21 protein-coding genes are annotated in these 20,549 nt (G+C 58.1%); 10 read left to right on the top strand and 11 right to left on the bottom strand.

Annotated elements, in window-relative coordinates:
- The first annotated feature begins 23 nt into the window (after positions 1 to 23).
- The 3 genes from GOV88_RS06265 (at position 24) to deoD (ending at position 3,167) form a co-directional block, all read left to right on the top strand.
- The gene (locus GOV88_RS06265; RefSeq protein WP_171239878.1) at positions 24 to 1,991 is read left to right on the top strand and encodes a protein meaA; all 1,968 of its coding nucleotides are present in this window, start codon (positions 24 to 26) and stop codon (positions 1,989 to 1,991) included.
- A 128-nt stretch (positions 1,992 to 2,119) separates the two neighbouring features.
- The gene (locus tag GOV88_RS06270) at positions 2,120 to 2,437 is read left to right on the top strand and encodes an H-NS family nucleoid-associated regulatory protein (RefSeq protein WP_171122552.1); all 318 of its coding nucleotides are present in this window, start codon (positions 2,120 to 2,122) and stop codon (positions 2,435 to 2,437) included.
- 16 nt (positions 2,438 to 2,453) lie between these two features.
- A complete protein-coding gene (deoD, locus tag GOV88_RS06275; protein WP_171239879.1) occupies positions 2,454 to 3,167 on the top strand; it encodes a purine-nucleoside phosphorylase in 714 nt (237 codons plus the stop codon).
- 249 nt (positions 3,168 to 3,416) lie between these two features.
- Here the strand turns inward: deoD and GOV88_RS06280 are convergent, their stop codons facing one another.
- From GOV88_RS06280 to GOV88_RS06325, 10 genes are all read right to left on the bottom strand, one after another.
- Positions 3,417 to 3,554 carry a hypothetical protein gene (locus tag GOV88_RS06280; RefSeq protein ID WP_171239880.1) on the bottom strand — a complete coding sequence of 46 codons (138 nt, stop codon included), beginning with the start codon at positions 3,552 to 3,554 and terminating at the stop codon, positions 3,417 to 3,419.
- Positions 3,555 to 3,691: 137 nt separating this feature from the next.
- The gene (locus GOV88_RS06285) at positions 3,692 to 4,471 is read right to left on the bottom strand and encodes a succinate dehydrogenase iron-sulfur subunit (protein WP_170414955.1); all 780 of its coding nucleotides are present in this window, start codon (positions 4,469 to 4,471) and stop codon (positions 3,692 to 3,694) included.
- Positions 4,472 to 4,483: 12 nt separating this feature from the next.
- Positions 4,484 to 6,292: a succinate dehydrogenase flavoprotein subunit gene (gene sdhA / locus GOV88_RS06290; protein ID WP_171122558.1), complete on the bottom strand. Its 1,809-nt coding sequence runs from the start codon at positions 6,290 to 6,292 to the stop codon at positions 4,484 to 4,486.
- Positions 6,293 to 6,314: 22 nt separating this feature from the next.
- Entirely contained in the window at positions 6,315 to 6,686 is a 372-nt protein-coding gene (gene sdhD, locus GOV88_RS06295; protein ID WP_171122560.1) for a succinate dehydrogenase, hydrophobic membrane anchor protein, read from the bottom strand.
- Positions 6,687 to 6,696: 10 nt separating this feature from the next.
- On the bottom strand, positions 6,697 to 7,080 hold the full coding sequence (sdhC, locus tag GOV88_RS06300; RefSeq protein ID WP_171122562.1) for a succinate dehydrogenase, cytochrome b556 subunit: 384 nt from the start codon (positions 7,078 to 7,080) through the stop codon (positions 6,697 to 6,699).
- Positions 7,081 to 7,283: 203 nt separating this feature from the next.
- Positions 7,284 to 7,946, bottom strand: a complete 663-nt coding sequence (locus GOV88_RS06305; RefSeq protein WP_171239881.1) for a DUF1194 domain-containing protein — start codon at positions 7,944 to 7,946, stop codon at positions 7,284 to 7,286.
- Positions 7,947 to 8,003: 57 nt separating this feature from the next.
- The gene (locus GOV88_RS06310; protein WP_171239882.1) at positions 8,004 to 9,032 is read right to left on the bottom strand and encodes a MaoC family dehydratase; all 1,029 of its coding nucleotides are present in this window, start codon (positions 9,030 to 9,032) and stop codon (positions 8,004 to 8,006) included.
- Positions 9,032 to 9,238, bottom strand: a complete 207-nt coding sequence (locus GOV88_RS06315; protein WP_171122569.1) for a DUF1737 domain-containing protein — start codon at positions 9,236 to 9,238, stop codon at positions 9,032 to 9,034. The genes GOV88_RS06310 and GOV88_RS06315 overlap by 1 nt, the downstream gene beginning before the upstream one ends.
- A 10-nt stretch (positions 9,239 to 9,248) precedes the next feature.
- Positions 9,249 to 9,803 carry an NnrU family protein gene (locus GOV88_RS06320; RefSeq protein ID WP_171239883.1) on the bottom strand — a complete coding sequence of 185 codons (555 nt, stop codon included), beginning with the start codon at positions 9,801 to 9,803 and terminating at the stop codon, positions 9,249 to 9,251.
- Positions 9,804 to 9,809: 6 nt separating this feature from the next.
- A complete protein-coding gene (locus tag GOV88_RS06325; protein WP_171122573.1) occupies positions 9,810 to 10,667 on the bottom strand; it encodes a CoA ester lyase in 858 nt (285 codons plus the stop codon).
- 171 nt (positions 10,668 to 10,838) lie between these two features.
- Here GOV88_RS06325 and GOV88_RS06330 point away from each other — a divergent pair, with 171 nt between their 5' ends.
- Entirely contained in the window at positions 10,839 to 11,138 is a 300-nt protein-coding gene (locus GOV88_RS06330; protein WP_171239884.1) for a hypothetical protein, read from the top strand.
- Here the strand turns inward: GOV88_RS06330 and GOV88_RS06335 are convergent.
- Positions 11,135 to 11,890, bottom strand: coding sequence for a sulfite exporter TauE/SafE family protein (locus GOV88_RS06335; RefSeq protein WP_171239885.1), 756 nt, complete (start codon positions 11,888 to 11,890; stop codon positions 11,135 to 11,137). The two genes, GOV88_RS06330 and GOV88_RS06335, sit on opposite strands and share 4 nt — an antisense overlap.
- Positions 11,891 to 12,037: 147 nt before the next feature.
- On the opposite strand from GOV88_RS06335, the gene mdh reads away from it, so the two are divergent.
- From mdh to odhB, 6 genes are all read left to right on the top strand, one after another.
- Positions 12,038 to 13,000 (top strand): malate dehydrogenase, encoded by a 963-nt coding sequence (gene mdh, locus GOV88_RS06340; protein ID WP_170353522.1) that lies wholly within the window; start codon positions 12,038 to 12,040, stop codon positions 12,998 to 13,000.
- A 321-nt stretch (positions 13,001 to 13,321) separates the two neighbouring features.
- The gene (sucC, locus tag GOV88_RS06345) at positions 13,322 to 14,515 is read left to right on the top strand and encodes an ADP-forming succinate--CoA ligase subunit beta (protein ID WP_171239886.1); all 1,194 of its coding nucleotides are present in this window, start codon (positions 13,322 to 13,324) and stop codon (positions 14,513 to 14,515) included.
- 83 nt (positions 14,516 to 14,598) lie between these two features.
- On the top strand, positions 14,599 to 15,480 hold the full coding sequence (gene sucD, locus GOV88_RS06350) for a succinate--CoA ligase subunit alpha (RefSeq protein ID WP_170353524.1): 882 nt from the start codon (positions 14,599 to 14,601) through the stop codon (positions 15,478 to 15,480).
- 40 nt (positions 15,481 to 15,520) lie between these two features.
- Positions 15,521 to 16,063, top strand: coding sequence for a DUF805 domain-containing protein (locus GOV88_RS06355; protein WP_171239887.1), 543 nt, complete (start codon positions 15,521 to 15,523; stop codon positions 16,061 to 16,063).
- Positions 16,060 to 19,017 (top strand): 2-oxoglutarate dehydrogenase E1 component, encoded by a 2,958-nt coding sequence (locus tag GOV88_RS06360; protein ID WP_171239888.1) that lies wholly within the window; start codon positions 16,060 to 16,062, stop codon positions 19,015 to 19,017. The genes GOV88_RS06355 and GOV88_RS06360 overlap by 4 nt, the downstream gene beginning before the upstream one ends.
- A 3-nt stretch (positions 19,018 to 19,020) precedes the next feature.
- Positions 19,021 to 20,547: a 2-oxoglutarate dehydrogenase complex dihydrolipoyllysine-residue succinyltransferase gene (odhB, locus tag GOV88_RS06365; protein ID WP_171239889.1), complete on the top strand. Its 1,527-nt coding sequence runs from the start codon at positions 19,021 to 19,023 to the stop codon at positions 20,545 to 20,547.
- The last annotated feature ends 2 nt before the right edge of the window (positions 20,548 to 20,549 follow it).

Here is a 20,549-nt window from a genome sequence, read left to right on the forward strand (position 1 = left end):
CCACCCGAGATACGAGGCACGTTATGACGCAGACGCAGAAAGATCGCCCCTGGCTCATCCGAACCTATGCCGGTCATTCCACCGCCAAGGCATCAAACGCACTGTATCGTGGGAACCTTGCCAAGGGTCAGACCGGGCTTTCTGTGGCCTTCGATCTGCCGACGCAAACCGGTTACGACAGCGACCATACCCTGGCACGCGGCGAGGTTGGCAAGGTGGGTGTGCCGATCAGCCATCTGGGCGACATGCGGGTTCTGTTCGACCAGATTCCGCTGGAACAGATGAACACCTCGATGACCATCAACGCGACCGCTCCTTGGTTGCTGGCGCTGTATATTGCAGTCGCCGAAGAACAGGGCGCGGATGTCTCGAAACTGCAAGGGACCGTTCAGAACGACCTGATCAAGGAATACCTGAGCCGCGGCACTTATGTATGCCCGCCCAAGCCCTCGCTCAAGATGATCGCGGATGTGGCCGAGTATTGCTATTCCAATGTGCCAAAATGGAACCCGATGAATGTGTGTTCCTATCACCTGCAAGAAGCGGGCGCGACACCTGAACAAGAGCTGGCCTATGCGTTGGCAACCGCAATCGCCGTTCTGGACGAATTGCGCCCGCGCGTACCGGCCGAGGATTTCCCGGCGCTCTGTGGTCGGATTTCGTTCTTCGTGAACGCAGGCATCCGGTTTGTGACCGAGATGTGTAAGATGCGCGCCTTTGTTGACCTGTGGGATGAGATTCTGCAGGACCGCTACGGCGTCGAAAATCCAAAGTTCCGCCGCTTCCGGTATGGCGTGCAGGTGAACTCTTTGGGTCTGACGGAGCAGCAGCCTGAAAACAACGTCTATCGTATTCTGATCGAGATGCTGGCTGTGACCCTGTCCAAGAAAGCCCGTGCCCGTGCCGTGCAATTGCCTGCGTGGAACGAGGCATTGGGCCTGCCCCGCCCGTGGGATCAGCAATGGTCCATGCGGATGCAGCAGATTCTGGCCTATGAAACCGACCTACTGGAATATGCCGACCTGTTCGAAGGCAATCCCGCCGTGGATGCCAAGGTCGAAGAGTTGAAAGAAGGGGCGCGCGCCGAACTGGCCAACCTGGATTCGATGGGCGGCGCGGTCGCGTCGATCGAATACATGAAGTCCCGCCTCGTCGATTCGAACGCCGAACGCCTGAACCGGATTGAGCGGAACGAAACCGTTGTGGTCGGTGTGAACAAATGGACTGACGGCGAAGCTTCGCCCCTTCAGACCGAGGATGGCGGCATCATGGTTGTCGATCCGGCGGTCGAACAGGAGCAGATCGACCGCCTGAACGAATGGCGCACTCAACGTGACGAGGCGGCAGTAACCGCGGCACTGGCTGCACTCCGCAACGCGGCACAGACGGGCGCCAACGTCATGGAGCCGTCGATTGCCGCAGCAAAAGCAGGTGTAACCACAGGTGAGTGGGCGGAAGAAATGCGCAAGGTCTACGGCACCTATCGCGGCCCGACAGGGGTTTCAGGGTCTGTGTCCAACAAGACCGAGGGGCTGGACGACCTGCGTGCCGCCGTTGACGCGGTTAGTGATCAATTGGGGCGCCGCCTGAAGTTCCTAGTTGGTAAACCCGGGCTGGACGGCCATTCCAACGGGGCCGAACAAATCGCCTTCCGGGCACGCGATTGCGGCATGGATATCAGCTATGAAGGTATTCGCCTGACACCCGAGGAAATCGTGGCTGCTGCATCAGAAGACAAGGCACACGTCATTGGATTGTCGATCTTGTCTGGCAGCCACATCCCGTTAGTTCAGGACGTCATGACCCGACTGCAAGAGGCTGGTCTGACGGATATCCCTGTTGTCGTCGGCGGGATCATTCCTGATGAAGATGCAGCAAAACTGAAAACTATGGGCGTCGCGAAAATCTACACGCCAAAGAATTTCGAGCTGAATACGATAATGGGCGACATTATCACTCTGGCTGATCCGCAGAATTTGGCAGCAGAATAGCCGACCCTCTCGTTTCTTTTATCGGCATGCCTATTCCCTTTGGTAAAGGGGATAGGTAAAACCCATGCCTGCACTTAAAGTGAGCCTTAAGGGAGGCTGCCCATTCGGGCATGGCATGGAGAATAATAATGACAATTGATCTCGAGGTTATGTCGCGCAAGGAGCTAATTAAACTGCGTGATAAAATCGAAAAGGCGCTTAAAAAGGCGGAAATACGGGAACGGCAAGAAGCATTGAAAGCCGCTGAACAGGCCGCTGCTCAATACGGGTTCTCTTTGTCTGAATTGGCTGCAGACGGCGCTGGGTCGGGAAAAGGGTTTAAGGCCAAGGCCAAGTACCGCAACCCCGCAGACCCCTCACAAACCTGGTCTGGTCGGGGACGCAAGCCGCAATGGATACACGACGCGCTTAAGTCTGGTGCAAGTATCTCGGATCTGGAAATCTGATTGGAATAAAAAACAAATGACGATTCATATTGGCGCTGAAAAAGGCGAAATCGCAGAAACTGTTTTATTGCCGGGTGATCCCTATCGGGCAAAATGGGCGGCGGAAACATTTTTGGATGACGCGAAACAAGTCAATAATGTGCGCGGCATGCTGGGATTTACCGGAACCTGGAAAGGAAACCCCGTTTCCATTCAAGGTAGCGGAATGGGAATGCCGTCATTGTCGATCTACGCGAACGAATTAATTCGCGACTTTGGCGCAAAAACGCTGATCCGGATCGGATCGTGTGGGGGAATGCAAGATAGTGTCAATGTCCGCGATGTCATTCTGGCAATGACTTCGACAACACTAAGCACCCCGTCGCGTGGCATCATGAAGGAACTCAACTTTGCGCCTTGCGCGGATTGGGGTCTGCTGCAAGCAGCAGCTCAAGCGGCCGAGGCCAGCGGCACTCCGACCCACATCGGGGGAATCTACTCCTCGGACGTGTTCTATGATGAACGGCCCGACCTGAACGAACAGATGGTCCGTCACGGAGTTCTTGGCGTCGAAATGGAAGCAGCCGAGCTTTACATTCTGGCCGCACGGCACAAGTGCCGGGCTCTGGCCGTTCTGACCGTATCCGATCACCTGCTAACCGGTGAGGCTCTGCCCGCATCCGAACGGGAAAGCAGCTTTGGCGACATGGTTGAAATCGCTCTGCGTGCGGCATTCCCAAATGCCGCCTAAACAGGACGGGACGATCAGAGTATCCTTTTGAGATTACTTCCTTAGGCAGGTTTTAGGGCTATCAGCCCCAACCTGTTGCGCCCCGCAATAGGCGCAAATCCAGACACCCTCCTTACGGTGCTGACGCCAGCGGCAGTCACGTGTCAAAGACGATGTTCGTGACCGCCAGATGAAATACGCAAAAACGCCAGCGGCCAGCAAAAGCAATAGAATGGGCATGCTTATGCATTACCCATTCCTTTAATGCGTTCAAGCGGCGTTCGCATATTCGAACAAGTCTGGTTCATGGGTGTCAGACGCAACAGGTTCCGGCGTGTAATAGGCCCAAGCCTGTTCCAGCGCCTCAAGCGCTTCGTCTGCTTTGGTTTTTAGGTTTTGATCCTGCATCGGAGCGATCCCTTTTACAGTTGAATCACTCCTCCCTGCGCACAAGATAGTGCCGAGCAGGGAAGGCTGCATCGCATTGTTTTGCAACCTCGCCATGCGCTTGCCGCAATGCGGCAAGCACTGATTTTGCGCGCACCTTAAACTGCGCGTTCGACCATCATCTTCTTGATCTCGGCAATCGCCTTGGCCGGGTTCAGACCTTTAGGGCAGGTCTTGGCGCAGTTCATGATCGTGTGGCAGCGGTACAGCTTGAACGGATCTTCCAGCTCATCCAAACGCTCACCGGTCGCCTCATCACGGCTGTCGATGATCCAGCGATAGGCATGCAGCAATGCTGCGGGGCCAAGGTAACGGTCGCCGTTCCACCAGTAGCTGGGGCATGAGGTCGAGCAACTTGCGCACATCACGCACTCATACAGACCATCCAGCTTTTTGCGGTCTTCGATGGACTGCTTCCATTCTTTCGCGGGCCGGTTGGTCTTGGTTTCCAGCCACGGCATGATGGACGCGTGTTGCGCATAGAAATGGGTCAGATCGGGGATCAGGTCCTTGACAACCGGCATATGCGGCAGCGGATAGATTTTCACGTCGCCCTTGATCTCATCCATGCCATAGATACAGGCCAGCGTGTTGATCCCGTCGATATTCATCGCGCACGACCCGCAAATCCCTTCGCGGCAGGACCGGCGGAAGGTCAGCGTGGGATCAATCTCGTTCTTGATCTTGATCAGCGCGTCCAGAACCATCGGGCCGCAGCTATCCATATCAACGAAATACGTATCAACACGCGGGTTCTGTCCGTCATCCGGGTTCCAGCGGTAAATCTGGAACTTGCGCACATTGGTTGCGCCTTCGGGCTTTGGCCATGTCTTACCGGTGGTGATCCGGGAATTCTTGGGGAGGGTCAGTTGTACCATAAGTTCCTCTCCTTAGAACGTCCGCGCCTTGGGCGCGATTTTCTTCAGGCTGATGCCGCCTTCATCCTCGGTGGTCAGAGGATCGACGATAACGGGGCGATAGCTGAGTTCGACCTTATTTCCTTCAACCCGGCTGACCGTGTGAACGCGCCAGTTTTCGTCGTCACGCTCGGTGAAGTCCTCATGCGCGTGGGCACCGCGGGATTCCTTGCGCGCCTCGGCCCCAACAATAGTGGCAAGCGCGCTTGGCATCAGGTTGGTGAGTTCCAGCGTTTCCATCAGATCGCTGTTCCAAACCAACGAGCGGTCGGTAACTTTAAGGTCATCCATCTTGGCGGCAATCGCCGTCATCTTCTCGACGCCTTCGGCCATTGTCTTGGCGGTCCGGAACACGGCTGCGTCGGCCTGCATGGTTTTCTGCATCTCAAGCCGCAGGTCAGCCGTTGGGATAGACCCGCTAGCGTTGCGAACGGCATCAAACCGGTCAAATGCCTTATCGACCGAAGCTTGGTTCAGCACCGGGTTCGGCGCGTCGGCATCGACAACCTTACCCGCCCGGATCGCAGCCGCGCGACCAAACACCACGAGGTCGATCAGCGAGTTGGACCCCAGACGGTTCGCACCGTGGACCGAGGCACATCCGGCCTCACCCACCGCCATCAGGCCCGGAACAACTGCGGTCGGATCATCGGCGGTCGGGTTCAGAACTTCGCCCCAATAGTTCGTCGGGATACCGCCCATGTTGTAGTGGACGGTCGGCAGAACCGGGATCGGCTCTTTGGTGACATCAACACCGGCAAAGACGCGCGCGGATTCCGAAATCCCCGGCAGTCGTTCAGCCAACGCTTCGGCGGGAAGGTGGCTGAGGTTCAGGTGAATGTGATCGCCATTGTCGCCATGGCCGCGACCCTCGCGGATCTCCATCGTCATCGAACGGCTGACATAATCGCGTGGCGCAAGGTCTTTGTATTGGGGCGCGTAACGCTCCATGAACCGTTCGCCTTCTGAGTTGGTCAGATAACCACCTTCGCCCCGTGCACCTTCGGTGATCAAACAGCCCGAGCCGTAGATGCCAGTCGGGTGGAACTGCACGAATTCCATATCCTGCAGGGCCAGGCCCGCACGTGCCACCATACCGCCACCGTCACCGGTGCAGGTATGGGCCGATGTTGCGCTGAAATAGGCGCGGCCATAGCCGCCAGTTGCCAGCACCACCATCTTGGCGTTGAAGACATGCATCGTGCCATCGTCCAGCTTCCAGCAGACGACGCCCTGACATTGCCCGTCATCGGACATCACAAGGTCGATGGCGAAATACTCAATATAGAACTCGGCATTGTTCTTCAGCGACTGACCGTACAGCGTGTGCAGGATCGCGTGACCGGTCCGGTCTGCGGCGGCACAGGTCCGCTGCACGGCGGGGCCTTCGCCGAATTCCGTAGTATGGCCACCGAACGGGCGCTGATAAATCTTGCCCTCTTCGGTGCGGCTGAATGGAACGCCGTAATGTTCCAGTTCGTACACCGCCTTTGGTGCCTCACGCGCCAAATATTCCATCGCGTCGGTGTCACCCAACCAGTCCGAGCCCTTGACGGTGTCATACATGTGCCACTGCCAATGGTCTGGTCCCATGTTCGACAGGGACGCAGCAATACCGCCCTGCGCCGCAACCGTGTGCGAGCGGGTCGGGAAAACCTTGGTGACACAAGCCGTGCGCAGGCCCTGCTCGGCCATGCCCAGAGTGGCGCGCAAACCGGCGCCGCCGGCGCCGACAACAACCACGTCATAGTCGTGTGTTTCGTATTCGTATGCAGCTGTCATTTGTTTTTATCCCTACCGCGCCTTAAAGCGCCAGCTTCACAAGGGCAAAAAGCCCCGCAGCAATCAAAGTGTATCCAAAAGCTGCAACTGCCATCAGGCTCAGCTTTTCTGCGACGCCGTGCACATAGTCCTCAATCGCCACCTGTGCCTCGCGGACCAGGTGAATAATAACGACGACCAGCGTCAGCCCAGTTATGATCGCCGGGAACGGACGGCTGTAATAGGCAAGAACCTCTTCGTAGGTTCCGCCCAGCCCGTTCGCGAAAGTGAACACAAATAGTGGAACAAGGAAAACCAGTGCCGTCGAACTGGCCATCATTTGCCAGTGATGATGTGTCCCCTGCCGGCCTGCACCTGTGCCCTGCGCACGTTTACGGTCTGTCAGATAACTCATGGTGTCCCCCTTAGACCGCAATCGCTGTTATGAACGAAAGAACGGTGGCCAGCACCAACATGCCGATCCCCAGCTTTTCCGAGATGTTGACGTCCACGCAATACCCCAGATCCCAGATCACGTGGCGCAACCGCCCGAGCATGTGATAAAAAATCGCCCAGGTCGCGCCAAACATGACCAGATCGCCCAACCAGCTTCTCATCAAGCTATCAATAAAGTTGAACGCGGACTCTGACGTTGCGGCTGCCAGCAGCCACCACACAACGAAGAATGACATCGCCAAGGCTGCGATTCCGGTGATCCGCACCAGAATAGAGGTCGCTGAGGTCAACTGCGGGCGATAAATCGTAAGATGTGGTGAAAGAGGGCGATTGCCCCGATTTACATCGGCCATGTCGGATTGGCTCCTTTTCGGTTGCTTCCGAAGGTTTTACTGTTTTTTGCAAGTCTGTCACGCGCTGCAACTGCAAAAAAGCTCATATTTGGCGCAAAATGGTGGATATTTTGAAATTGTGATCACACAAAATAATGACGTGATCACAAATGAAATCACAGCTTTCAGATGTTAGCGCCTTCACCTCCGAATCTGACCCAAAGCTATTCCAGCCCGGCGGTTTGCTGTGTCACTTCGCGCAGCAGTTTCTTACGAATTCGTTCGGGGTAATCTTCGAAACCGGCGGCAGAAACGACGAATGCGCCTTCGCCAACAATAACATTCTCAAAGAAATATGCGGTCAGGTCCGGTTCGGTTTCCTCGATGGCAATCGCGTTCACAGTCACGCCCCGGCTGCGCAAAACGCCATGAATTTCCGTCGGTTCAACCCCTTCGTTTGAAATTCCGTCGCCCGAGATGTCAATCAAGTGCCTTTTGCATTCAGAAACCGTATTGAAACTGGTTAGGGTCATTTCCAGTGCTTCGCCTATCGCCGTTGAGAAGTTGCGCCACACACGCGGGTCCGATGCCACTTGTCCAGCAAAGGCGTCCAGCGTTTCGAAACTGTCAATTCGCGTCCATGGTATCGTCACTTTCTGACGCGATGCGCCAGTCCACTGCACCAGCATTAGGCGCGCGTCACCGCGCACCAATGCCTCGGACACAATGGGGTCGCGCAACCCGGCCGCAAGGCCGTCCATCTGGATACGGTACTCGGTGGAATCAACAGACCCCGAAACGTCCACAGCCAAAGCCAAGGCCAGATCACAAGCCAAAGCAGGCGGAGTCAGGCAGACACAAACAGCAATCGAGCGAAACACGAGCATGACCGCAGCCTAGCACGTTTGGGAAAGGCTGCGATCACATGAATGTGGGCGGCCCGATCAGACGGGCATCAGGGCCCAATAGTCCAGATCAAGCAGGATGTTTGGCATGTACCGACCATCTTCGTTCTTAAGCTCAAAAGGCTCCCCACCTTTGGTCGCCACCAATCGCAAACGGATCGCCCCAACTCCGGGAACATCTGTCTCGGCCTTGTCCAGAACCTCGGACCACGCCTTGATCGTATCGCCAGCGAAGCACGGGTTGGCATGTGCACCGCCGTTCAGGCCAACCACCATCTGTGCATTGGCTAAACCGTTGAACGACAGCGTCCGCGCCATCGAGATCACGTGTCCGCCATAGATCAACCGCCCTTCGGGTCGAAAGGTCAGGTCGAAATGCACCTTGGCAGTGTTCTGCCACAGACGCGTGGCCAGCATATGCTCGGCCTCTTCCACGGTCACACCATCCACGTGGTCAATCTTTTCGCCGATCTCATAATCGCCCCAGCGATGCGCCTCACCCGCTAGGGCGAAATCGTAGTTCGAGAAATCCAATCCCTGCGGGATGACCAGATCGCCCGGTTCCAGCGCCTTTTTCAGTTGCGGCACAACCGCTTCGGGCGCTGGGGTGGACAGGTCCGATTTGCGCACCATCACCCAGCGGACATATTCCATGACCGCCTCGTGGCGCTGGTTCAGACCACGGGTGCGCACGTAAACCACCCCGGTCTTGCCATTCGAGTTCTGCTTAACCCCGATTACCTCGGATTCCGACCGCAGCGTGTCACCGGGATAGACCGGCTTCAGCCAGCGCCCCTCGGCATAACCCAGATTGGCCACCGCGTTCAGCGAGACATCCGGCACAGTCTTGCCAAACACCACGTGAAACGCCGCCATGTCGTCCAACGGGCTTTGCGGCAGGCCCGAGGCCCGGGCGAACTCATCCGAGGAATACAGCGCATGGCGCGCCGGATACAGCGCGTGATACAAAGCACGTTCGCCATCGGTCACGGTGCGCGGTACCGCATGGTGCAGCACCTGCCCGACGGAATAATCCTCGAAAAAGCGGCCCGGATTGGTTTTTGCCATTATTGCTGTCCCAGTTTCATGTCAGAGGAGTAATCTGCCGCGACCTCTTTGGTCACAGCCTGCGCGCAGCGCATCACGTTATTTGCTGCGTCAAAGGCATAGGACGGGTCGCCATACAGCTCCCAGCCTTTGGCCAGCGCGTCGGACACTTTGTGGCAAAAGGCCGAGGTGTCCTCTTCCGTCAGCAGACGATAAAGTTTTGCCATCCTCAGCCCCTTATGATCCGAACGGCGACGGGCCAACCAACCCGTGAATATAGCCGATCACGCCCAGCAGCACGATTGAGGCCACAAAGAACATCGCATCCTTGCCATAGGTGCCGGGCTCACCAGGGGTCCAGTCGGGTTCGGCCCGGTTGATCATAACCACCTCGACCAACGCCCACAGGAACAGCCCGCCAAACAGGATGATCGAGGCTAGATCGCCATTGACCAGCAAATGCGCAAATGCCCAAGCGCGGAAGCCTGCCAGTTGCGGGTGGCGCATCTTGTTCAGCAGACGGCCTTTTTTCCCAGCGGGGCTCATCATGAAGATGGCGATCAACACCAACAGATTGTTGATGTGAACCATGAAAGTCGGCGGTGCCCAGACATAGATGAAATCGGTCATGCGATAGCCGAAGATCATCAGCAAAATCGCCGCCACCAGCGCCAGAGCTACCGCGCCTTTACCACCATTGCCCATGGCCGCGCGCCGCGCGGGCGCGACGCGTTTGAACAGATGTGCGGCCCACCAAAGCGCCACACCAAGGATCAGAAGAACAAAGCCCATGCTGGCTTACCCCGCTTGCAAAGCTGAAATCGCCTCTGCTTTTGCCAGAATTTCGCGGGCGGTTGCAACGTGCAGGTTTTCCACGATCTTGCCATCCACGACAGCAACGCCCTGCCCTTGTGCTTCGACCTCTTCAAAGGCGGCAATCTGACGTTGCGCCAGGTCAATTTCGGCGTCAGACGGGGCGAAGGCCGCGTTCGTTATCTCGACCTGAGCGGGGTGGATCAGGGTCTTGCCGTCAAAGCCCATGTCACGGCCCTGCGTGCATTCTGCGGCCAGACCTTCGTCATCCTTGAAAGCGTTATAGACGCCATCCACGATGATCAGCCCCTCGGCCTTGGCGGCCAGCAGACACAGGCCCAGCGACGTCATCAGCGGCAGGCGGTCGGGGCGGAACCGGGTCTGCAATTCCTTGGCCAGGTCGTTGGTTCCCATAACAAAGCCCGCCATCAGCGGATGCGCGGCGATCTCGGCGGCGTTCAGCATTCCGCGCGGGGTCTCCATCATCGCCCAGATCGGGATATCGCCAGTGATCGCGGCCAGCGCGTCCACATCAGCGGCCGAGTTCACCTTGGGCAGCAGAACCACATCGGCGTCCATGTCCCGCACGGCCTCGGCATCGGCGCGGCCCCATTCGGTGTCCAGTCCGTTGATCCGCACAATCTTAACCCGCGCGCCATATCCACCCGCGGCCAAAGCGGCCTTGAGCGTTTCCCGCGCGTTGTCTTTTTCGTCGGCGGCGACGGCATCTTCCAGATCAAAGATAATCGCGTCGACCGGCAAGGTGCGCGCCTTGTCCAGCGCCCGATCTTTCGAGCCGGGGATATACAGAACAGAACGATAGGGGCGCTGACGGGGGTCCATTGGCCTCTCCCTTGTGAAATAAAGTTGCGCGGAATGGGGCATTTTTTGTCGGAAAGTTCAAGGACAAAATCGCCGCGTTGCAGCATTCGCGACGCAACGTGCGTCGGTTTAACCAGATTTCGGCACGTCACTTGCACCCTTTTGGACAGATGGAATCGAAAGGGTGCAAGGATGCAGAATACGCTGTTCAAGATGACGATGGGGCTGGGCATCATGGTTCTGGCCGCCGTTCAGGTGCAGGCACAGACCTGCGCGCCCCGCGAGGAGATCATAAAGCGACTGGCTGAAACCTATGGCGAGACCCGACAGGGTATTGGCATCGCGCGACAAGGTGCGGTGATGGAGGTCTATGCCTCGACCGCAAGCGGTAGTTGGACGATCACGGTGACGTTGCCGGACGGGACGACCTGCCTAATCGCGTCCGGTCAGTCCTATGAGGACATGGACGAGGCACTGCCGCCCAACGTCTAAGTCAGTGCATCCCAGATCAGCTTGCTACCCGTCAGAGTCAGCAGGACATAGGCGATGCCAAAGAATAAGCGTTCGGAAATCATAAAATGTGCCCGGACACCCAACCATGCGCCAAGAATGGCAAAGGGGGCCAGCAGCAAGTCCGCCAGCGCCGTATGCCACGTAAACAGGCCCAGATAAGCGAAGGGCACGAATTTCACCGCGTTGATGACCCAGAAGACCAGCACGGTGCTGGCCTGAAACTCGGTCTTCGTCAGGCGTTGCGACAGCAGGTACACGGCGGCAGGCGGACCGCCAGCATGGCTGACAAAACTGGTGAACCCGGCCACCAACCCTGCAAACAGCCCGGCCGACGGCGGCAGACGGTTGGCAAAACCACGAATCCAGCCCCTGCTTTGCGCCACATGCCAAATCACGAACCCGACCGAGATCCCTCCGATCAGCAGGCGAAGCAAGTCGTCGTCGGTGGCACGATAGAGCCACGCGCCCAGCGCGACACCCGGCACAGCCCCCAGAATCAACAGGCGCGAATCCGGCCAGCTCCACCGTTTCCAATAGGGTTTCAGGGTGGCAACGTCGATCACCATCAGAATCGGCAACATCAACGCCAGCGCCTGTCCGGGCGTCAGGATCAACGCCAGAATCGACGAGGACGCAAAGGCCACACCCGACCCGAACCCTCCCTTGGAAATGCCTGCAAAGATCACGGCAGGGATAGCCACGGCAAAGAACATCAAGTCCAGTTCGAACATTCAGCATTCCAGAAAAGCAAGAATTCACGCCCCTTGGACGCTAGGAAAATCGGTATGCGGTTGTATGCCACGCAGCAGAACACTTGCACAAATCCGTTTTACCGACTAGCACAACCGCGATTTCAAAACCCATCGGAGATATTCCAAATGGCCAGACCCAAGATCGCGCTGATCGGCGCAGGTCAGATCGGCGGCACGCTCGCCCACCTCGCTGCAATGAAAGAACTGGGTGATGTCGTCCTGTTTGACATCGCCGAAGGCACACCGGAAGGCAAGGCGCTGGACATCGCTGAATCCGGCCCCTCCGAAGGGTTCGACGCCAAGCTGAAAGGCACCCAGTCCTACGAGGACATCGCTGGCGCCGACGTCTGCATCGTCACCGCCGGTGTTCCCCGCAAACCGGGCATGAGCCGCGATGACCTGCTGGGCATCAACCTGAAAGTCATGAAATCCGTGGGTGAAGGCATCGCCGCCAATGCGCCCGATGCGTTCGTCATCTGCATCACCAACCCATTGGACGCGATGGTCTGGGCGCTGCGCGAATTCTCGGGCCTGCCCCACAACAAGGTCTGCGGCATGGCAGGCGTTCTGGACTCGGGCCGTTTTGCGCATTTCCTGTCGGAAGAGTTCAACGTGTCCATGCGCGACGTCACAGCATTTGTTCTGGGCGGCCACGGCGACACGATGGTTCCGTCGGTGCGCTATTCGACCGTTGCTGGTATCCCGCTGCCCGATCTGGTTGAAATGGGCTGGACCACACAAGAGAAACTGGACGCCATCGTTCAGCGTACCCGTGACGGTGGCGCCGAAATCGTTGGCCTGCTGAAAACCGGCTCGGCCTTCTATGCTCCGGCAACATCGGCGATCGAAATGGCCGAAGCCTACCTGAAAGACCAGAAGCGCGTCCTGCCCTGTGCCGCCTATTGCAACGGCGAACTGGGCGTTGACGGCATGTATGTAGGCGTCCCCACCGTGATCGGCGCGGGCGGCATCGAGCGTGTTGTCGACATCAAACTCAACGAAGAAGAGCAAGCCGGTTTCGATAACTCGGTCAACGCTGTGAAGGGCCTGATCGAGGCATGTAAGGGCATCGACAGCTCTCTGGCCTAATTTCGGCCGTTTCGACATTCCAAACCGGCCCACAAGTTGGGCCGGTTTTCTTTTGTACTGGCCTCTTGATCCGCAATACTTGCGGGAAGAGTATTAGCGCAAACACCTCAAACACCCTTTTTGAATGTGTTTTCAAAGGCGCGAAACGATTTATCGAATCATAAATTTAACTTCCGTCATTTTGTGATCACACCCCAAAAAAGTGTGATCACAAACAGTAAAAATCTCTGTGAAAAAGGGCTTTGAAAACAAAAAAACCTTTAAATTTACCCTTCGGACATTTCTATAACGAAGTAATCGTAGTCAAACGGGACAGTTTCGATGAACATTCACGAATATCAGGCCAAGGCTCTTCTTCGCAGCTATGGCGCTCCGGTCTCTGAAGGTCGCGCGGTTCTGCGCGCCGAGGAAGCCAAAACCGCAGCCGGTGAACTGGACGGCCCCTTGTGGGTTGTAAAGGCCCAAATCCACGCGGGTGGCCGCGGCAAGGGCTCGTTCAAAGAGGCTGACGCCGGTGAAAAAGGCGGTGTCCGTCTGACCAAGTCGGTGGAAGAAGCCGCCGAAGAAGCCAAAAAGATGCTGGGCCGCACGCTGGTCACACATCAGACTGGCCCCGCAGGCAAGCAGGTCAATCGCATCTATATCGAGGCTGGTTCCGGCATCGAACGCGAACTGTATCTGGCCCTGCTGGTGGATCGCCAGACCAGCCGCATCTCGTTCGTATGCTCGACCGAAGGCGGCATGGACATCGAAGAAGTGGCCGAGTCCACGCCTGAGAAAATCCTGTCCTTCTCGGTGGACCCTGTGACCGGCTATCAGGCTTACCACGGCCGCCGCATCGCCTTTTCGCTGGGTCTGGAAGGCGCGCAGGTCAAGCAATGCGTCAAGCTGATGGGTCAGCTGTACCAGGCCTTCGTCGAGAAGGACATGGAGATGCTGGAGATCAACCCTCTGATCGTCTCGGATAGCGGCGACCTGAAGGTACTGGACGCCAAGCTGGGCTTTGACGGCAACGCGGTTTACCGCCACCCCGACATCGCCGAGCTGCGCGACGAGACCGAGGAAGACCCCAAGGAACTCGAAGCCTCCAAATACGATCTGAACTACATCGCCTTGGATGGTGAGATCGGCTGCATGGTCAACGGTGCCGGGCTTGCGATGGCGACCATGGACATCATCAAGCTGTATGGGGCTGAGCCTGCCAACTTCCTCGACGTGGGCGGCGGTGCGACCAAAGAGAAAGTCACTGAGGCGTTCAAGATCATCACCTCGGACCCGAACGTCAAAGGCATTCTGGTCAACATCTTCGGCGGCATCATGCGCTGTGACGTCATCGCCGAAGGCGTTGTCGCAGCGGTGAAAGAGGTCGGCCTGAAGGTTCCGCTGGTCGTGCGTCTGGAAGGCACGAATGTCGAGAAAGGCAAAGAGATCATCAACACCTCTGGTCTGGACGTGATCGCCGCGGACAACCTGAAAGACGGTGCCGAGAAGATCGTGAAGGCGGTAAAAGGCTGATTGCCATCCCGTAAGGCGGGCTTCAGCCCGCCTTTCCCAAGATTTTGGCGGGCCAAAACCCGCCCTACAAAGGAGAACGCCAGATGGCAGTCCTCATCGACGAAAATACCAAAGTGATCTGTCAGGGCTTTACCGGTTCGCAGGGCACATTCCACAGCGAACAGGCCATTGCTTATGGCACCAAGATGGTCGGCGGTGTAACCCCCGGCAAAGGCGGGATGACCCATCTTGACCTGCCCGTGTTTAACTCGGTCCACGAGGCCAAGCATGTGACCGAAGCCAACGCCAGCGTGATCTATGTGCCGCCGCCTTTCGCGGCTGACTCGATCCTCGAAGCGATTGATGCCGAGATGGAGGTGATCGTCTGCATCACCGAAGGCATCCCGGTTCTGGACATGATGAAGGTAAAGCGGGCGCTGGAAGGCTCGAAATCGCGCCTAATCGGCCCGAACTGCCCCGGTGTCATTACGCCCGACGCCTGCAAAATCGGCATCATGCCTGGCCACATCCACAAGCGCGGCTCGGTCGGCGTTGTGTCGCGTTCGGGCACCCTGACCTATGAGGCCGTCAAGCAGACCACCGATGTGGGTCTGGGCCAATCCACCTGTGTGGGCATCGGTGGCGACCCGATCAAAGGCACCGAGCATATCGACGTGCTGGAATGGTTCCTGGCGGACGACGAAACCCACTCGATCATCATGATCGGTGAGATCGGTGGCTCGGCCGAAGAAGAAGCCGCGCAGTTCCTGGCGGATGAGGCCAAGAAGGGCCGCAAAAAGCCGGTTGCTGGTTTCATCGCAGGCCGCACAGCCCCTCCGGGCCGCCGTATGGGCCACGCGGGCGCGATCGTCGCCGGCGGCAAAGGCGGAGCCGAGGACAAGATCGAAGCCATGCGCTCGGCCGGTATCGTTGTGGCAGAAAGCCCCGCGACGCTGGGTGAGGCCGTGCTGGAAGCGATTGGTTAAAGCGGCGGCTTAGCCGTCTACTTTGGGAGGAACGGAAAACATGACCTTTGGTGAGGCTGTCAAAACGTGTTTCTCAAAGTTCTTAACATTCTCGGGCCGCGCCTCGCGGCCCGAGTACTGGTTCTTTTTCCTGTTTATCGTGATCTGGAATATCATCGCCGGGATTATTGACTGGCAGTTTTTCACTCAGGTCACCACGACGGAAACGGGCACGACGAAATCCGTCACCGCCACATCAAGCCAACCGGTACAGTCAATCGTCGGCGCAATCGTCTTTTTCCCGCATCTCGCGGTCGCATGGCGCCGGATGCATGACACCGGGCGCAGCGGGCTTTATGCGCTGCTGCCGATCCTGCTGATCCTCGGAGCCGCTGCAATTCTGATTTTCGGAATTGGTCTGGCGTCCAGTTTCCAGCACGGTGGCAATCTGGACATCCTGTTTACCCGCGCCACTTTGCTGGTCGTCATTCCGACGCTGCTGGTTCTGGTGGTGTCGCCTCTCCTGGTGCTGTGGTGGCTGACCCGCCCCAGTCAGCCAGGCACAAATCAATACGGTCCCAACCCATATGAGGTAACCCAATGACCGAACACTCGCCCAACTCTGCCTTTCATGCCTCAAGCTTTATGCAAGGGCATAATGCCGAATATCTGGAGCAGCTTTATGCTCAGTACACAAAGGACCCCGGCGCGGTAGACGCGGCCTGGGCCGAGTTTTTCAAGGCCATGGGCGACGCGACGCCGGACGTCCAGAAAGAAGCCGAAGGGCCATCATGGGCGCGAACCGACTGGCCGCCGATGCCAGCGGATGATCTGACCGGGGCGCTCACTGGGGAATGGGCCGAGATTGACGCCAAGGCGGCGGGAAAAAAGATCAAGGACAAGGCGGCAGACAAAGGCGTTGAGGTCAGCGACGACCAGATCAAGCGCGCCGTTCTGGACAGTCTGCGGGCGCTGATGCTGATCCGGGCCTATCGCATCCGGGGCCATCTGGCCGCCAATCTGGATCCGCTGGGGATGCGGGCGGCCAGCACCCATCCTGAACTGGACCCCAAGACTTATGGGTTCACCGAGGCCGACATGGACCGGCCGATCTTTATCGACAACGTGCTGGGTCTGCAGATGGCCTCGATGCGGCAGATCGTAGATATCGTGAAGCGGACCTATTGCGGCACCTTCGCGCTGCAATACATGCATATCTCCGACCCTGAACAGGCCGCGTGGCTGAAGGAACGGATCGAAGGATACGGCAAGGAAATCGCGTTTACCAAGGAAGGCCGCAAGGCGATCCTGAACAAGATGGTCGAGGCCGAGGGCTTCGAGAAATTCCTGCACGTCAAATACATGGGCACCAAACGGTTCGGTCTGGACGGGGGTGAGGCCCTGATCCCCGCGATGGAGCAGATCATCAAGCGTGGCGGTGCCTTGGGCGTCAAGGAAATCGTCATCGGAATGCCGCACCGTGGCCGTCTGAACATTCTGGCCAACGTGATGCGCAAACCCTATCGCGCGATCTTCAACGAGTTTCAGGGCGGCAGCTTCAAGCCCGAGGACGTGGATGGCTCGGGCGATGTGAAATACCATCTCGGTGCTTCTAGCGACCGTGAATTTGACGGCAACAGCGTGCACCTGTCGCTGACCGCCAACCCTAGCCATCTTGAGGCAGTGAACCCGGTGGTTCTAGGCAAGGTCCGCGCCAAGCAGGATCAGTTCAAGGACGCCGAGCGTACCTCCGTGATGGGCATCCTGCTGCACGGCGACGCAGCTTTTGCCGGTCAGGGTGTTGTTGCCGAAGGGTTTGGCCTGTCTGGTCTGCGCGGTCACAAGACCGGCGGCACCATGCATATCGTGGTAAACAACCAGATCGGCTTTACCACCGCGCCGCATTTCAGCCGCTCCAGCCCATATCCGACGGATATCGCGCTGATGGTTGAGGCACCTATCTTCCACGTGAACGGCGACGACCCCGAGGCTGTGGTTCACGCCGCCAAGGTCGCCACTGAATTCCGCCAGAAGTTCCTCAAGGACGTGGTCATCGACATCTTCTGCTATCGCCGGTTTGGTCACAACGAGGGCGATGAGCCCATGTTCACTAACCCGATCATGTATAAGAAGATCAAAACGCATAAGACCACGCTGTCGCTGTACACCGAGCGTCTGGTCAAAGATGGCCTGATCCCCGAGGGCGAGATCGAGGACATGAAGGCCGCGTTCCAGGCTCATCTGAATGATGAGTTCGAGGCCGGAAAAGACTACAAACCCAACAAGGCCGATTGGTTGGACGGGCGCTGGTCGCACCTGGACAAGAACAAGGAAGAATATGTGCGTGGCGACACTGCGATCACGCCCGAGACAATGGCCGAGATCGGAAATGCGCTGACCCATGCGCCTGCGGATATCGCCGTTCACAAGACGGTGTCGCGCCTGCTCGATCACAAGAAGCAGATGTTCGACAACGGCAAAGGTTTTGATTGGGCAACGGGTGAAGCGCTGGCCTTCGGGTCCCTGCTGACCGAAGGCTATCCGGTGCGTCTGTCCGGCCAGGACGCGACGCGCGGCACATTCAGCCAGCGCCACTCTGGCTTTGTGCATCAGGAGACCGAGGAACGGTATTACCCGCTGAACAATATCCGCGCCGGCCAGTCGCAGTATGAAGTGATCGACTCGATGCTGTCCGAATACGCGGTGCTGGGCTTTGAATATGGCTATTCGCTGGCCGAACCCAACGCCCTGACCCTGTGGGAGGCGCAGTTCGGCGATTTTGCCAACGGCGCGCAGATCATGTTCGACCAATTCATCAGCTCGGGTGAATCGAAATGGCTGCGTATGTCCGGGTTGGTGACGCTGCTACCGCACGGGTTCGAAGGGCAAGGCCCGGAACACTCGTCCGCCCGGCTTGAACGGTTCCTGCAGATGTGCGGTCAGGACAACTGGATCGTGGCGAACTGTACGACGCCCGCGAACTATTTCCACATCCTGCGCCGACAATTGCACAGGACATTCCGCAAACCGCTGATCCTGGTAACGCCCAAGTCGCTGCTGCGTCACAAGCTGGCCGTCAGCACGGCCGAGGATTTCACCACCGGGTCCAGCTTCCACCGGGTGCTGTGGGATGACGCGCAGCAGGGAAATTCCGACACCAAACTGGTCGCAGACAAAAAGATCAAGCGGGTCGTTCTGTGTTCTGGCAAGGTCTACTATGACCTGCTGGAAGAGCGCGACGCGCGCGGTATCGACGATGTCTATTTGTTGCGGATCGAACAATACTATCCCTTCCCCGCGCACTCACTGATCAACGAGCTTGAGCGATTCAAAGGGGCCGAGATGGTCTGGTGTCAGGAAGAACCCAAGAACCAAGGGGCCTGGACCTTTATCGAGCCGAATATCGAATGGGTCCTAACCCGGATCGGTGCCAAGCATACACGGCCACGCTATGTCGGCCGCGCGACGTCGGCCTCGCCCGCAACGGGTCTGGCCAGCCAACACAAAGCCCAACAAGAAGCGCTGGTGAACGAAGCGCTGAGCATTGAAGGAAAATAAGCAATGTCCATTGAAGTTCGTGTTCCCACGCTGGGCGAGTCGGTCACCGAGGCCACGGTCGCAACCTGGTTCAAAAAACCGGGCGACGCAGTGGCTGTGGATGAGATGCTGTGCGAGTTGGAGACCGACAAAGTCACCGTCGAAGTCCCTTCGCCTGCCGCTGGTGTGATGGGTGAGATTGTTGCAGCCGAAGGCGAAACCGTAGGCGTTGACGCTTTGCTGGCGACGATCGCAGCCGGAGAAGGCGCCGCCCCGGCTCCGGCGGCGGCCCCAAGCCCTGCGCCTGCCGCCGCACCCGCAGCGTCTGGCGGAAGCGTGGACGTGATGGTTCCTACGCTGGGCGAATCCGTCACCGAAGCGACTGTGTCCACTTGGTTCAAACAGGTCGGCGACAGCGTCGCGCAAGACGAAATGCTGTGTGAGCTTGAAACTGATAAGGTCTCGGTCGAGGTTCCCGCCCCGACGGCTGGCGTATTGGCCGAGATCGTAGCGCCCGAAGGCACCACCGTCGACGCAACGGCAAAGCTGGCCGTGATTTCCGGCGCAGCGGCAGGTGCAGCCCCGGCACCGTCAGCACCGGCAGCGGCACCTGCCGCGGGTACCGGCGATGGCGGTGGCAAGGATGTCGCGAACGCACCGTCCGCTGAAAAAGCTATGGCCGAAGCAGGACTGTCTGCAGATCAGGTCACCGGATCCGGGCGCGATGGCCGCATCATGAAAGAGGACGTCGCAAACGCTGTTGCAGCGGCCGCTACGGCACCAGCACCTGCGGCGGCTGCCCCCGCCCCTGCTTCCCCTGCCCCACGCGCGCCGGTTGCCGCAGAGGATGCCGGGCGCGAAGAGCGTGTGCGCATGACCCGTCTGCGCCAGACCATCGCCAAGCGCCTGAAAGACGCGCAGAACACGGCCGCGATCCTGACCACCTATAACGAGGTGGACATGACCGAAGTGATGGCCCTGCGCAGCCAGTACAAAGACCAGTTCGAGAAAAAGCATGGCGTCCGTTTGGGCTTTATGTCCTTCTTCACCAAAGCCTGCTGTCACGCTTTGAAAGAAGTACCTGAGGTGAACGCCGAGATCGACGGAACGGATATTGTCTATAAGAACTTCGTCCACATGGGCGTGGCTGCGGGAACTCCGCAGGGTCTGGTGGTTCCGGTCATCCGCGACGCGGACAGCATGTCCTTTGCCGAAATCGAAAAGGCGATCGCAGAAAAAGGCAGACGTGCCCGTGACGGCAAGCTGTCCATGGCCGAGATGCAGGGCGGCACCTTCACCATCTCGAATGGCGGTGTCTATGGCTCGCTGATGTCTTCGCCGATCCTGAACCCGCCGCAATCGGGCATTCTGGGTATGCACAAGATTCAGGACCGCCCCATGGTGATCAACGGTGAGATCAAGATTCGCCCGATGATGTATCTGGCCCTGTCCTATGATCACCGGATCGTTGACGGCAAAGGCGCGGTGACGTTCCTTGTCCGCGTAAAAGAAGCGCTGGAAGACCCACGCCGCTTGCTGATGGATCTGTAATC

The sequence above is a fragment of the Ruegeria sp. HKCCA5491 genome (assembly GCF_013034565.1).
Taxonomy (GTDB): Bacteria; Pseudomonadota; Alphaproteobacteria; order Rhodobacterales; family Rhodobacteraceae; genus Ruegeria.

Bases quoted from the DNA above. Each gene is read 5' to 3' on its own strand.
- GOV88_RS06265 (WP_171239878.1), top strand. From the start codon at position 24: ATGACGCAGACGCAGAAAGATCGCCCCTGGCTCATCCGAACCTATGCC.
- GOV88_RS06270 (WP_171122552.1), top strand. From the start codon at position 2,120: ATGACAATTGATCTCGAGGTTATGTCGCGCAAGGAGCTAATTAAACTG.
- deoD (WP_171239879.1), top strand. From the start codon at position 2,454: ATGACGATTCATATTGGCGCTGAAAAAGGCGAAATCGCAGAAACTGTT.
- GOV88_RS06280 (WP_171239880.1), bottom strand. From the start codon at position 3,554: ATGCAGGATCAAAACCTAAAAACCAAAGCAGACGAAGCGCTTGAGGCG.
- GOV88_RS06285 (WP_170414955.1), bottom strand. From the start codon at position 4,471: ATGGTACAACTGACCCTCCCCAAGAATTCCCGGATCACCACCGGTAAG.
- sdhA (WP_171122558.1), bottom strand. From the start codon at position 6,292: ATGACAGCTGCATACGAATACGAAACACACGACTATGACGTGGTTGTT.
- sdhD (WP_171122560.1), bottom strand. From the start codon at position 6,686: ATGAGTTATCTGACAGACCGTAAACGTGCGCAGGGCACAGGTGCAGGC.
- sdhC (WP_171122562.1), bottom strand. From the start codon at position 7,080: ATGGCCGATGTAAATCGGGGCAATCGCCCTCTTTCACCACATCTTACG.
- GOV88_RS06305 (WP_171239881.1), bottom strand. From the start codon at position 7,946: ATGCTCGTGTTTCGCTCGATTGCTGTTTGTGTCTGCCTGACTCCGCCT.
- GOV88_RS06310 (WP_171239882.1), bottom strand. From the start codon at position 9,032: ATGGCAAAAACCAATCCGGGCCGCTTTTTCGAGGATTATTCCGTCGGG.
- GOV88_RS06315 (WP_171122569.1), bottom strand. From the start codon at position 9,238: ATGGCAAAACTTTATCGTCTGCTGACGGAAGAGGACACCTCGGCCTTT.
- GOV88_RS06320 (WP_171239883.1), bottom strand. From the start codon at position 9,803: ATGGGCTTTGTTCTTCTGATCCTTGGTGTGGCGCTTTGGTGGGCCGCA.
- GOV88_RS06325 (WP_171122573.1), bottom strand. From the start codon at position 10,667: ATGGACCCCCGTCAGCGCCCCTATCGTTCTGTTCTGTATATCCCCGGC.
- GOV88_RS06330 (WP_171239884.1), top strand. From the start codon at position 10,839: ATGCAGAATACGCTGTTCAAGATGACGATGGGGCTGGGCATCATGGTT.
- GOV88_RS06335 (WP_171239885.1), bottom strand. From the start codon at position 11,890: ATGTTCGAACTGGACTTGATGTTCTTTGCCGTGGCTATCCCTGCCGTG.
- mdh (WP_170353522.1), top strand. From the start codon at position 12,038: ATGGCCAGACCCAAGATCGCGCTGATCGGCGCAGGTCAGATCGGCGGC.
- sucC (WP_171239886.1), top strand. From the start codon at position 13,322: ATGAACATTCACGAATATCAGGCCAAGGCTCTTCTTCGCAGCTATGGC.
- sucD (WP_170353524.1), top strand. From the start codon at position 14,599: ATGGCAGTCCTCATCGACGAAAATACCAAAGTGATCTGTCAGGGCTTT.
- GOV88_RS06355 (WP_171239887.1), top strand. From the start codon at position 15,521: ATGACCTTTGGTGAGGCTGTCAAAACGTGTTTCTCAAAGTTCTTAACA.
- GOV88_RS06360 (WP_171239888.1), top strand. From the start codon at position 16,060: ATGACCGAACACTCGCCCAACTCTGCCTTTCATGCCTCAAGCTTTATG.
- odhB (WP_171239889.1), top strand. From the start codon at position 19,021: ATGTCCATTGAAGTTCGTGTTCCCACGCTGGGCGAGTCGGTCACCGAG.